This is a genomic window from Haemophilus influenzae (genome assembly GCF_003494325.1).
Taxonomy (GTDB): domain Bacteria; phylum Pseudomonadota; class Gammaproteobacteria; order Enterobacterales; family Pasteurellaceae; genus Haemophilus; species Haemophilus influenzae_I.
In genome coordinates this window covers 332,797-345,209 of sequence record NZ_QQIK01000001.1, presented here as the reverse complement: position 1 = coordinate 345,209, position 12,413 = coordinate 332,797, and the positions used below count along the sequence as shown (strand labels likewise).

General features: G+C 36.7%; 10 protein-coding genes and 1 pseudogene. 8 read left to right on the top strand and 3 right to left on the bottom strand.

The annotated features are described in order from the left end of the window. Window position 1: 1 nt before the first annotated feature. A complete protein-coding gene (locus DV356_RS01755) occupies window positions 2-364 on the bottom strand; it encodes a membrane protein (RefSeq protein ID WP_048955094.1) in 363 nt (120 codons plus the stop codon). Next, window positions 339-1,448 carry a transglutaminase-like domain-containing protein gene (locus DV356_RS01750; RefSeq protein WP_118806435.1) on the bottom strand — a complete coding sequence of 370 codons (1,110 nt, stop codon included), beginning with the start codon at window positions 1,446-1,448 and terminating at the stop codon, window positions 339-341. Before DV356_RS01750 ends, DV356_RS01755 begins: the two co-directional genes overlap by 26 nt. Before the next feature lie 252 nt (window positions 1,449-1,700). Between DV356_RS01750 and DV356_RS01745 the strand changes: the two genes are divergently transcribed. The 8 genes and pseudogenes from DV356_RS01745 (at window position 1,701) to DV356_RS01705 (ending at window position 10,515) form a co-directional block, all read left to right on the top strand. Beyond that, window positions 1,701-4,121, top strand: coding sequence for a DMSO/selenate family reductase complex A subunit (locus tag DV356_RS01745; protein ID WP_118806434.1), 2,421 nt, complete (start codon window positions 1,701-1,703; stop codon window positions 4,119-4,121). 10 nt (window positions 4,122-4,131) lie between these two features. After that, the gene (locus DV356_RS01740; RefSeq protein WP_105880580.1) at window positions 4,132-4,749 is read left to right on the top strand and encodes a DMSO/selenate family reductase complex B subunit; all 618 of its coding nucleotides are present in this window, start codon (window positions 4,132-4,134) and stop codon (window positions 4,747-4,749) included. Window position 4,750: 1 nt separating this feature from the next. Continuing rightward, on the top strand, window positions 4,751-5,590 hold the full coding sequence (locus tag DV356_RS01735) for a dimethyl sulfoxide reductase anchor subunit family protein (RefSeq protein WP_105880581.1): 840 nt from the start codon (window positions 4,751-4,753) through the stop codon (window positions 5,588-5,590). Between the two features lie 111 nt (window positions 5,591-5,701). Continuing rightward, the gene (dmsD, locus tag DV356_RS01730) at window positions 5,702-6,313 is read left to right on the top strand and encodes a Tat proofreading chaperone DmsD (RefSeq protein WP_005662894.1); all 612 of its coding nucleotides are present in this window, start codon (window positions 5,702-5,704) and stop codon (window positions 6,311-6,313) included. Then, window positions 6,313-6,813 carry a ferredoxin-type protein NapF gene (napF, locus tag DV356_RS01725; protein ID WP_105880582.1) on the top strand — a complete coding sequence of 167 codons (501 nt, stop codon included), beginning with the start codon at window positions 6,313-6,315 and terminating at the stop codon, window positions 6,811-6,813. Before dmsD ends, napF begins: the two co-directional genes overlap by 1 nt. 215 nt (window positions 6,814-7,028) lie before the next feature. Further along, window positions 7,029-8,455, top strand: a pseudogene (locus DV356_RS01715) (vitamin B12 dependent-methionine synthase activation domain-containing protein); the annotation flags it as partial. A gap of 206 nt (window positions 8,456-8,661) precedes the next feature. Then, a complete protein-coding gene (locus tag DV356_RS01710) occupies window positions 8,662-9,609 on the top strand; it encodes a retron St85 family effector protein (protein WP_105882461.1) in 948 nt (315 codons plus the stop codon). Window positions 9,610-9,612: 3 nt separating this feature from the next. Continuing rightward, window positions 9,613-10,515 (top strand): retron St85 family RNA-directed DNA polymerase, encoded by a 903-nt coding sequence (locus tag DV356_RS01705; protein ID WP_105880493.1) that lies wholly within the window; start codon window positions 9,613-9,615, stop codon window positions 10,513-10,515. Window positions 10,516-10,867: 352 nt separating this feature from the next. Here DV356_RS01705 and DV356_RS01700 read toward each other — a convergent pair whose 3' ends face one another. Beyond that, the gene (locus tag DV356_RS01700; RefSeq protein ID WP_105880492.1) at window positions 10,868-12,070 is read right to left on the bottom strand and encodes an ATP-binding protein; all 1,203 of its coding nucleotides are present in this window, start codon (window positions 12,068-12,070) and stop codon (window positions 10,868-10,870) included. Between the last annotated feature and the right edge of the window lie 343 nt (window positions 12,071-12,413).

The following is a 12,413-nucleotide window of genomic DNA, read 5'->3' as shown; positions in this document are numbered from 1 at the left end:
CCTAATTAGCTAACTCTAAAATCCAAGGCAAAATTGTTGGATAGGTTAAGAAAAAAATCATCACGATAAATACAATCCAATATAAAACGATGAGTTTTTTACGGGAAATATATTTGCTACAAATGATTTTTTTGGAAAACATCAACAGCCAAAATCCATAGGCAAAGGCGCATAATGAAATTATGAGCATGGGAATACGCAAATAATCATATTCGCCCAAGCCAATCAACCAAGTGGACGAGACACCAAATACTAAATAGATTAATGGCACAATACAGCATAAAGTTGACGCCACCGCGGCACTAAGTGCGGTGGCTATGGCAACCCAAAAGGATTTATTAGAGTTTTTTAGAGACGTAGTCATATTTAAATTCTTTTGGATCAAAGGAATTTAACGGATCGCCACCCACTTCAGCATACGGATAGCCGAAGTTATTGATTGGAGCCAGTTCTGGTTGTGGATATAAATCGAAGTCACGGGCATGATTAAATCCAACCCAGTTTGCTTCCCAGTTACCAAACAAATATTTTGCTACGGCTTGTGTATCTTTATCTTCAACAGATTTTTTCTCTGCTAAACGCATTTTGGCAACGTCTGCGGAATCAACTGGTACCCAACCAAAACCTGCAAGGTAGAATTCAGCTCGACAGTGTTGGCCACCACTTACGTTTGCGATGCCTTGTTCATTCGCACTACCGAAAGCACCTTTGGAATATTTGCCCATTTTCTCTGCCGCACCTAAGCGAATACCAAAAATTTCACGAGCAGGGATGTCTGCCGCACGAGCAAGTGCCACAAATACAGAGTTAATATCGGTACATTTACCTTTTAATACGCCAGTGGTAAGAATTTTTTCTACATCGCCGTCGCCACAACCTAATACAGAATTATCACGTTCCATATTTTTTACGATCCAATGGTGAATAAGTTCTGCTTTTTTCAATGGATTAGTTTCTTTACCTACGATTTTGTCAGCAAATTCTTTCACTATGCCATCAGTTTTAATATGTGGAGTAGTTTTTAAGTACTCTTGTACATCCACTGAATACTGAATATCTTTTGGCGGAGTATAATTCTCTAAAGCACCTTTCACCATCGGTTCACGGTCTTTTGTTTCAATGACCATAGTGACTTTTAAATCACGTTTTTGTGCATCTTTATCCCAAGTGGCAAATAAGGTTTTCGCTCCGTATTTATTGTTTTCTGTTACATAGGCATTCATGTAATTACCTTCAAAGTGAATCGATTTCACTTGTTGGTATTCTCCATTAAATGGTAATGGAACCCATAAATTGATTTGTCCTTGCGAGCCTTTTAGCGCGACCAAATCGTAGGTTTGAGTGAATTCGTAAAGATGGGTATCTGTATTGTAGTTTGGAATATTGGTGTTTGCATGAGCTAACGAGCCACACACAGAAAGCACCGAAACCGCAATAAGTTTCTTCATGAAAAGAGCCTCTAGTTAATAATAGTTAAACTTAACATATTAGATAAACTAATACGCCACTATGCTAACGGATTTTTAAATCTATAGTCAATTTGTTATTCCAAAATTTATAAAAACATCAACCTACTAAAATACCCTATAAATAATGTACCTATTAATAATTAGTTGATTTGGCTCAAGTAAAACTTCTATACAAAGATTATAATTAACTCGTTTTAGTTATTACTCGATCTTACTGTGGGGGACGATATTATGAGTAACTTTAATCAAATAAGTCGCCGAGATTTTGTCAAGGCGTCATCTGCGGGAGCTGCACTGGCAGTTTCAAATCTTACTTTACCTTTCAATGTAATGGCTAAAGAGACACAATACCTCAATGAAAATAGCCAGGAACGTATTGTTTGGAGTGCTTGTACAGTAAACTGTGGTAGCCGTTGTCCATTACGAATGCACGTAAAAGATAACCGAATCACTTATGTGGAAACCGATAATACGGGGACAGAAACATATAATCTTGATCATCAGGTTCGTGCTTGTCTACGTGGACGTTCTATGCGTCGTCGGGTGTATAACCCAGACCGTTTAAAATATCCAATGAAACGTATAGGTAAACGCGGAGAAGGTAAATTCAAACGAATCAGTTGGGATGAGGCTTTAACTGAAATTGCAGACGCATTGAAACGCAATATCAAAAAATATGGCAATGAATCAATTTATTTAAACTATGGTACGGGAACACTCGGTGGCACAATGGCTAAATCTTGGCCACCTGCATCCACTATGATCGCTCGTTTTATGAATTGTATTGGTGGATATTTAAACCATTATGGTGATTACAGCACCGCACAAATTGCAGTCGGTTTAGATTATACCTATGGTGGTGGTTGGGCATTGGGAAATGGAATGGCTGACATTGAAAACACCAAATTAATAGTGTTATTCGGTAATAATCCTGCAGAAACTCGTATGAGTGGAGGTGGTTTAACTTATTGTATTGAACAAGCCAAAGCTCGTTCCAATGCCAAAATGATTATTATCGATCCTCGTTATAATGATACTGGTGCAGGGCGTGAAGATGAGTGGATCCCAATTCGTCCTGGTACTGATGCAGCCCTTGTTTCGGCTCTTGCTTATGTAATGATTCAAGAAAATCTCGTGGATCAACCTTTCTTAGATAAATATTGTGTTGGTTATGATGAAAAAACATTACCCGCTGACGCCCCTAAAAATGGTCATTATAAAGCCTATATTTTAGGTTATGGTGATGATGGTATCGCTAAAACCCCTGAATGGGCGGCTAAAATCACTGGTATTCCAGCGGAGAGAATTATTAAACTCGCACGTGAAATTGGCAGTACAAAACCCGCCTTTATTTCCCAAGGTTGGGGGCCTCAACGTCGTAGTAATGGAGAATTAATCTCTCGTGCCATTGCGATGTTACCAATCTTAACGGGTAATGTTGGAATTCACGGCGGTAACACTGGTGCACGTGAAAGTGCGTACAGCATTCCATTTGTGCGGATGCCTACGCTGAAAAATCCCGTGAAAGCAAGCATTCCAATGTTTTTATGGACAGATGCAATTATTCGAGGCACAGAAATGACCGCACTTACAGATGGTATTCGTGGTGTTGATAAATTATCTTCCCCCATTAAAGTAATTTGGAATTACGCAAGTAACTGTTTGATTAATCAGCATGCACAAATCAATCGTACCCACGATATTTTACAAGATGATACCCAATGTGAAATGATCATTACTATTGATAATCATATGACATCTACTGCCAAATACAGTGATATTTTATTACCAGATTGTACAACTTCAGAACAAATGGATTTCGCTTTAGATGCCTTTGTATCCAATATGGCATATGTCATTTTTGCAGATCAAGTGATCAAACCATCTTTTGAATGTAGACCTATTTACGATATGTTGAGTGATTTAGCTGAGAAAATGGGCGTAAAAGAAAAATTTACTGAAGGAAGAACACAAGAGGAATGGTTACGCCATATTTATGAGCAATCTCGAGAAAAATTACCTGAATTACCTACTTTTGAAGAATTTAGACAACAAGGTATTTTTAAAAAGGTTGATCCTAATGGCTTTAAAGTTGCATACAAAGATTTCCGTGATAATCCAGAAGCCCATCCACTTAAAACGCCATCTGGCAAAATTGAAATTTATTCTTCTCGTCTAGCTGAAATAGCAAAAACTTGGAAATTAGCAGAAGATGAAGTGATTCATCCCTTACCTATTCATGCCCAAAGTTTTGAGCATTACGGTGATCCATTAATGGAAAAATATCCGTTACAACTAAGTGGTTTTCACTATAAAGCGAGAACCCATTCAACTTATGGCAATGTGGATGTATTAAAAGCAGCTAATCCACAAGAAGTTTGGATGAATCCTATTGATGCAGAACCTCGTAATATTAAAAATGGCGATATGATTCGTATCTTTAATGATCGAGGCGAAGTACGTATTAATGTAAAAATTACCCCCCGTATTATTCCAGGGGTTGTGGCATTAAGCGAGGGGGCTTGGTATGCACCAGATAAAGATCGTATCGATCATTCAGGTTGCATTAATGTACTTACGACACAACGCCCATCACCGCTTGCGAAAGGTAATCCGCAACATTCTAATTTAGTTCAAGTGGAACGTTTGTAGGGGGATAATTATGGAACAATATGGTTTTTATTTTGATTCTGAACGCTGCACAGGCTGTAAAACTTGTGAATTAGCCTGTAAGGATTACAAAGATCTTGGCACAGAAGTCAATTTTCGTCGTATTTATGAATATACAGGTGGTCAGTGGAATCAACAAGCAGATGGATGCTGGCATCAAAATATATTTGCTTATTATATGTCTATTTCTTGTAATCATTGTGCAGATCCTGCTTGTACAAAAGTTTGCCCAACTGGTGCAATGCAAAAAAATGCAGATGGTTTCGTGATCGTCAATGAAGAAATTTGTATCGGTTGTCGTTATTGTCATATGGCGTGTCCTTATGATGCACCGCAATATGATGCACAAAAAGGCCATATGACAAAATGTGATGGATGTTATTCTCGCGTAAAATCAGGTCAAAAACCGATTTGTGTTGATGCCTGCCCACTACGAGCGTTGGATTTCGCTCCTATTGATGAACTTCGAACAAAATATGGCACACAAGCCTCCATCGCACCACTACCACCGGCTGATATCACTCAACCAAATTTAGTGGTAAAACCCAATAAATACGCTCGTTTAAGTGGCGATACAAGTGGGTTCTTAGGAAACCCAAGAGAGGTGTAAGATGAATACAGGATTATATGAACTGCCATTAGTATTTTTTACAGTTTTGGCACAAAGTGCGGTCGGTGCTTGGCTTGTTTTCACATTTGTACTATTAAATGAGAAAAATACAAAAAGTCGCACTTATATTCATAAAGTAATGTTTGTGATTTTGGCTTTGCTAGGTATTGGATTTATTGCTTCTATTATGCATCTTGGCTTACCTATACGTGCATTTAATTCACTTAATCGAGTCGGCTCATCAATGATGAGTAATGAAATTGCCGCTGGTGCAATATTTTTCACATTAGCAGGTTTCTACTGGCTGATTGCAATTTTAGGTAAAATGCCAGTTTCACTTGGAGATGTATGGCGAATTGTGACCGCCCTTATCGGCATACTATTTATGTATGTAATGAATCAGGTTTACCATATTACAAGCATACCAACTTGGAATAATGCATTAACCTCCTGGTCATTCTACCTTACCGTTGTATTAGGTGGATTAACATTGAGCTATGCGTTATTAATCCCTAATAAACAACGTGAATATCAGCTTCAGCATCTGCCAAGTTTATTCGCCATTGGGGTATCATTGGTCGCAATAGTAGCCATATATCAAGGCTTCAATTTACACAATATTCACAGTGCTATTCAAAATGCCGCTGACCTCGTACCAAATTATGCCATAATGACCGTAACTCGCTTATGTTTACTTTCCATTGTAGCTTTCCTCTTATTCCGAGTGAAAAACATAGGACTATTAGGTATTTCCGTTCTATTAACGTTAGTAGCTGAAGGCATCGGTCGCGTATTATTTTATGGATTACATATGACTTACGGTATGGCGATTGGTGGTTAAATTATGTTGAGGCGTATAGCATACGCCTCAATTTTTAGAAACGTTAATTAGTAATATTTAACCACCCCTCATATCCCCATTCACTAATGACAAATTGTTTTCGGAGATACTATGCAAAATACTCTTCAACAAATTTCTATTTATGGGCGTTTACTCGGTGCAGTATTTTACTATGAGCCTAATGATGCACGACTTACTGATATTTTGACATTCTTTCGCCAACCAAATTGGATGCAAGAATGGGAAATTTCATTTGATGTAAAAACACATAAAAAAATTACCGCACTTATTGAAAAAGGGCTGCAACAAAATATCACTGAACAATATCAGTATTTATTTATTGGTCCAAATGAATTACCTACGCCACCTTGGGGATCTGTATATCTTGATCCTGAATGTGTTATTTTTGGTAATTCTCTCTTAGCATTACGCGATTTCTTACAACAACATCAAATCGCATTTCAAACACAACAAGATGAACCAGAAGATCATATTGGCTTAATGCTAATGCTTGCTGCATATTTAGCAGAAAATCGACCGCACTTATTAATCAAATTTCTACGTGAACACTTCTTAACTTGGGCGTATCATTTCCTTGAACAACTAAGCAAAATAGAAAATTCTGATTTTTATCAAGCTCTTGCATTACTTACCATAAAAACTTTACAACAATGGCAAGTAGATTTACATATTAATGTACCAACAGTAAGATTTTATCGATAATGAAAAACGAAGCCTATTATCAGGCTTATTTAAGCCACCATCACATTTCTCGTAGAGGACTATTGCGTCATGTATTTCCAGCTACAAAATCAACAATAGAAAAAACGCAGTCTCGTCCTCCCTTTTCAGCACGAGAAGATTTATTTTCCGCCGTCTGCAATGGTTGTGGGGAATGCGCTTCAGTTTGCCCTAATGGTTTAATTCAACTAAAACAGCAACAAGCCATCCTTGAAATTGACTACGCACCTTGTGATTTGTGTGGTAAATGCGCAGAAGTTTGTCCGACAAATGCACTACATCCTAATTTTCCAGCAGATACATTACTTCGTCCACAATTTTCCTCAGCCTGTTTAATCCTACAAAATCAAACCTGTCCAGACTGCCAAACCGCTTGCCCACAACAAGCAATCTCCAGCACTTTAGAGATTGATAATGAACGTTGCAATGGGTGCGGAGAATGTAAAATTACCTGTTTTGTCGCAGCCATTACACTTAAATAAAAAAACCTTAATTTTCCACCGCACTTTCCTTCTAACATTTGACACCCCTAGCCCTTACACCTATTATTCCGTAGTTATTTATTTAAGATTTACAGAACAAAATAATTACGGTGAATAAAACCGCTCAACTTAAACAAGCTCTAGAAAATCGCATTCTCATTTTAGACGGTGCGATGGGGACGATGATCCAAAAATATAAACTCACCTAAGCCGATTTTAGAGGCGAGAAGTTTAAGAAAAGTGCGGTCGATTCTGTCGCAGAATGGCGCACTTGGCCAGTGGGAGAACTTTTAAAACACGCCCTTGTGAAAGGGATTACCACTTGCCAAACATTACCAAGCCCATTAGATGTGATTGAAGGCCCGTTGATGGCTGGCATGGACGTAGTCGGCGATTTATTCGGCGATGGTAAAATGTTCCTGCCGCAAGTGGTAAAATCGGCGCGCGTGATGAAACAATCTGTGGCGTATTTAAAACCATTTATAATGCAACCAAACAAAAAGGTTCAAGCAACGGTAAAGTGGTGATTGCAACCGTAAAAGGTGATGTGCACGACATCGGTAAAAACATCGTGAGCATGGTGATGCAATGTAATAACTTTGAAGTGATCGACTTAGGCGTGATGGTGCAGGCAGACAAAATCATTCAAACTGCTATTGATGAAAAAGCGGATATCATCGCATTAAGTGGCTTTAGTGGTGAATGGGCAGATTACGTGCCACCAACGCCAAAACCAAATCAAACCGGCATTGTAGAATTTAAAAACGTACCGATTGCTGAATTACGCAAATTCATCGACTGGTCGCCATTCTTCCGCATTTGGGGCTTGATGGGCGGCTACCCTGATGCCTTTGACTATCCTGAAGGCGGCGAAGAAGCTCGCAAAGTATGGAACGATGCACAAGTGGTATTGGATGAATTAGAACAAAACCACAAACTCAACCCAAGCGGTATTTTAGGCATTTTCCCTGCGGAGCGCGTAGGCGATGATGTGGTGCTTTTCTCTGATGAAGAACGCACGCAAACCATTGGCACCGCTTACGGCTTACGCCAACAAACCGAACGGGGCAAAAACAGCAAAAGTCCGTTTAACTTTGCCCTAAGTGACTTTATTGCCGATCGCGAAAGCGGCAAAAAAGACTGGTTCGGCATGTTTACTGTTTGCGCTGGTATTGAAGAAATGGCGTTAGTGGAAGGCTATAAAGCGGCAGGCGATGACTACAACGCCATCTTGCTACAAGCTGTGGGCGATCGCCTCGCTGAAGCCATGGCAGAATACCTGCACTTTGAGCTTCGCACCCGCATTTGGGGCTACACGCAAGAGGAATTTGACAACCAAGGGTTAATTAATGAAAATTATGTTGGCATCCGACCTGCACCGGGTTATCCAAGCTGCCCGGAACACACGGAAAAAGCCTTGATTTGGGATTTATTAGAAGTAGAACAACGCATCGGCATGAAACTCACCGAAAGCTACGCCATGTGGCCTGCAGCCTCCGTCTGCGGTTGGTACTTCACCCTCCCTGCAAGTAACTATTTCACCTTAGGTCGCATTGATGAAGACCAAGCTCAAGATTATGCCAAACGTAAAGGTTGGGATGAGAGAGAGATGATGAAGTGGTTGGGTGTGGCGATGAAGTAAATAAAACTTTTCTCACTCTATATTTAGAACTATAATAACAACGCTAATTACGCGTTTTGGTAGAAAATTCTATCTATTGTCGGGCGAATCGCCAGACTGAATATTAATTGTTTCCAATTGTGGCGAGATAAAGGAAAAATTTCCGCCAGCCTCGCCAATCGGAAATTTTTCCTTTATCTCGCTTATTTAGGTAGTTAGTGCAATAAATGCAAAATCTTAAGAAATACTTTTTTGAGTTAATTAATCCTAATAAAACCCAGATAAAATATAAATTACCTTTTATCTGGGTTTTTGGTTCTGGAGCAGAACTTATAAAAAGAATAGAACAAATCAAAGATAAATTAAATCCTAATCATGAAGAATTTTCCCCTTATGAGGGACTTAATTCATTTCGAGCAGGCTTTATGCAATGGAGTAAAATTATCGAGCATGATATCGTTGATAGCCTAACTGTTCCTGAATTCTACCCAGAATGGTTAAATTTTAATAAATACTCAAATTTGGTTGATTTTGAGCTAGATATTGCTTCTATATCCCAAGGTATAATAATTTTTTCTGAAAGTATTGGAGCCCATACAGAAATTGGTATGTTTTCTAATATTACAGAGTTACATAAGAATATATTAATTATAGCTCCTGAGAAATATATTAAGGAGGAAAATTTTAGCTTTTTCAATTATGGTGCAATAAAGAAAATTAGAGAACACGAATTATCTGAAGATCTAACAAATATCTGGAGTTTAGAAAAGGAATTTTTTCATTTGTACTCTGCTAAAGAACTAGATAAATTATTTAAAGAAATTTCAGATCACTTTCTAAATATAATCACTGACGTTGGTAACCCAAATATCAAACTTAATTGTGATAGCAAACATCATAGAATACTATTACTTTTAGATCTTATTGATTTATTCCCATCTAAAACAAAATCCTTCTACCAAGACATTATTGGAGGATTTGGAATTGATTTAAGCAATAAAGAAATAACAAATATAATAACAATATTAGACTTATTAGATTTAATATCAATAAAAAACTCTGGAAATAATAAATTTTATAGTATAGCTATAAAAGATTATGTAAGCTGTATTAATTATCAAGCAGATAAACCTAAAAGATTTGAAAGAGCATCATTCAAAATAGAGATTATGTAAAAAATGTTAATTAATGATTTAAAAGAAAAATTCCCATTAAATGAGAAAGAAATTTTAAGCTTCATAAACTCCGCACCAAATCGCTATAAATTATATAACATAAAAAAGCGTCATGGTGGTATGAGAGAAATTGCAGAACCCACAAAAAGTCTAAAAATATTACAATCCTGGGCTCTAAATAAATACTTATCCAAATATAACATTCACCCATCAGCAATTGCCTATGTAAAAAATAAAAATATAAAAGATTTTGTTTTACCACATTCTAATAATAGCTATTTATTAAAAATAGATTTCAAAGATTTTTTCAATTCTATTAAAGATATTGATTTTTTAAATTTTTTAGAAGATAAAGCAAGCGATTTTTCACAAGAAGAAAGACAATTATTAACAAATATATTTTTCTGTAAAAACAAAACCTCTAAAAACAAAGGTCTTTATTTATCAATTGGTGCTCCATCATCACCTTTTATATCAAATATAATTATGATTAACTTTGATAATAAAGTCTCTGAATTTTGTATAGACAATGGAATTATATATACAAGATATGCTGATGATCTCGCTTTTTCTACAAATACCCCAAACACTCTTAATAAATTAATAAACAAAATTAAAATAATTTGTGAGCAATTAAATTACCCAAGAAAATTAGAAATAAATTCTGAAAAAACAGTTTTCACATCACGCAAACACAATAGAACATTAACTGGATTAGTAATTTCTAACACTGGAAAAGTAAGTATCGGAAGGGAGAAAAAAAGAAAATTAAGAGTTATAGCACATAAAGCAAGTTTAAGACTATTAGATCAGGAAAGTTTAGATAAGTTTAAAGGTACTTTATCTTTTTTACTAAGCATCGATCCAGATTTTTCTTATTATTTAAAACAAAAAGCCAATATTTAATTTAACTTAATTTAATTCTCTTCTCCATAATAGCGCAAGCGTCCTCGCTTGTGCCTATCAGCTAAAAGTGCGGTCAAAAAATCCAAAGAATTTTGAATATTGGTTCTGCCAACGGCTTACGGGTAAAATTCGCAATGTTTTTATTAAACAGCACCTGCGTGGACGCTGGCGCTATCTTCCTTATTAGCACAATCTGTTGGCGCTCGTTTCCCCGCGTATGCCCAATTTTACGAAAAATACTTCAAAAACTCACCGTACTTTAATTTAATTTCCAAGGCACACGTTAGGAAACGCGTGCCGACATAAGCATTAAATACAAAAAGTGCGGTGAAAATTTTCAACGTTTTTGGATTTATTTCAACAACCAATCCACCACATAAATTACTTCAATCCCATCAATCTCCGTTTGTTCGTAATATTTGCCCGTAATTAAGATCTTTTTATAATTATCTTTAATATACAAAAGATTATCGGTTTCGTGGGTATTTTCAGGGATTTCAAAGGCGACTTGTACATATAAAATCTCATCGGCTTTTCGGGCGATAAAATCAATTTCTTCGCTGTCGAGTTTGCCCACATCTACGGTATAACCTCGTCTAAGCAATTCAATAAAGACAATATTTTCTAGGCGATTGGCATAATTCGCACCTTTTTTGCCGATAGCGTGTCGTCTTAAACCGTTATCCACAATAAAATATTTGGCATTGGTTTTTAAATAGCCTTTTCCGCGAATATCGTATTGTTTTGCTTTATAAAAAAGAAAGGCATTTTCCAACAGATCAAGATATTTGCTGATGGTGTGATTTGAAGTAGGAACACGTTCGGACGTGAGCGTGTTGCTAATTTTGCTTGGATTCACCAACTGCCCTACGTTATCCGCTAAAAAGAGAATTACACTTTTAAGAATATGCGTGTCTTTCACTCCAGCTCGGTGGGCAATATCATTTAGCACGATGGAATCAAAAATACCCGATAAAATCGTTTCTTTTAAAGGCTCATCAGCCATCACAACGCTGGGGAAACCGCCATATTTTTCATATTCCGAATAGAGTTTATCGACCAATCTTGATTGGCTATCCACATTTTTGGCGTGCAAAAATTCTTTGAAAGAAAGCGGGTAAATTTTGATTTCTACATACCGACCGCTTAACAACGTCGCAAGCTCACCGGAAAGCAAGTTGGCATTGGAACCTGTAATCACTATATCGGTGTTAAAACTTACGCGAAGCGCATTGACGATTTTTTGCCAACCTTCCACAAACTGAATTTCATCAATCAGAAAGTAGATTTTCTCTTGAGAAGACGGCATTTTTTCTTGAGTCAGCTGTTGGAAATCTTGAGCGTCTTTCACCCATTGATATTCAAAAGATTCAAAATTGAGGTAAAGAATATTTTCAGGGGAAATTCCTTGTTGTTGAAGGTAATCACGGTATTGCATGAGTAGCACTGATTTACCAGAACGACGAACACCAGAGATGACTTTGATAAAATCAGTATCTTTAAATTGAATCAGTTGCTGTAAATAATTTTCACGAGAGATCATAGTTTTACTCATTGGAAGTTAATTTCATATTTGTAAAAAGTGTACAAAAATTGGAAGTTAATTTCCATATTTTATTTTTCTGTGTGTGTTTGGAATTACATTTCCAGTTTTTATTGCATTTTTTAGTCTCATTCCAATCCTTGCACAGTCCCAATTTTCGCTATCATACGCGCTTTCTTATTTCTCGGAATTTTGTATTTATGAATAAATTAAAGATGGCATTGCTTGTTGTTTTCCTTGTGAGTTTATTTGCTTGTACCACAATACATCAGCCGAAAGAGACTGTTAAATCTCGATTTTTAAAGAATAATAGATTAAATAAGATTTCTATCATTAATATCTATACGACATAAAA

Excerpts from the sequence above, each read along its gene's own strand:
- DV356_RS01755 (WP_048955094.1), bottom strand. The coding sequence starts at position 364 with ATGACTACGTCTCTAAAAAACTCTAATAAATCCTTTTGGGTTGCCATA.
- DV356_RS01750 (WP_118806435.1), bottom strand. The coding sequence starts at position 1,448 with ATGAAGAAACTTATTGCGGTTTCGGTGCTTTCTGTGTGTGGCTCGTTA.
- DV356_RS01745 (WP_118806434.1), top strand. The coding sequence starts at position 1,701 with ATGAGTAACTTTAATCAAATAAGTCGCCGAGATTTTGTCAAGGCGTCA.
- DV356_RS01740 (WP_105880580.1), top strand. The coding sequence starts at position 4,132 with ATGGAACAATATGGTTTTTATTTTGATTCTGAACGCTGCACAGGCTGT.
- DV356_RS01735 (WP_105880581.1), top strand. The coding sequence starts at position 4,751 with ATGAATACAGGATTATATGAACTGCCATTAGTATTTTTTACAGTTTTG.
- dmsD (WP_005662894.1), top strand. The coding sequence starts at position 5,702 with ATGCAAAATACTCTTCAACAAATTTCTATTTATGGGCGTTTACTCGGT.
- napF (WP_105880582.1), top strand. The coding sequence starts at position 6,313 with ATGAAAAACGAAGCCTATTATCAGGCTTATTTAAGCCACCATCACATT.
- DV356_RS01710 (WP_105882461.1), top strand. The coding sequence starts at position 8,662 with ATGCAAAATCTTAAGAAATACTTTTTTGAGTTAATTAATCCTAATAAA.
- DV356_RS01705 (WP_105880493.1), top strand. The coding sequence starts at position 9,613 with ATGTTAATTAATGATTTAAAAGAAAAATTCCCATTAAATGAGAAAGAA.
- DV356_RS01700 (WP_105880492.1), bottom strand. The coding sequence starts at position 12,070 with ATGAGTAAAACTATGATCTCTCGTGAAAATTATTTACAGCAACTGATT.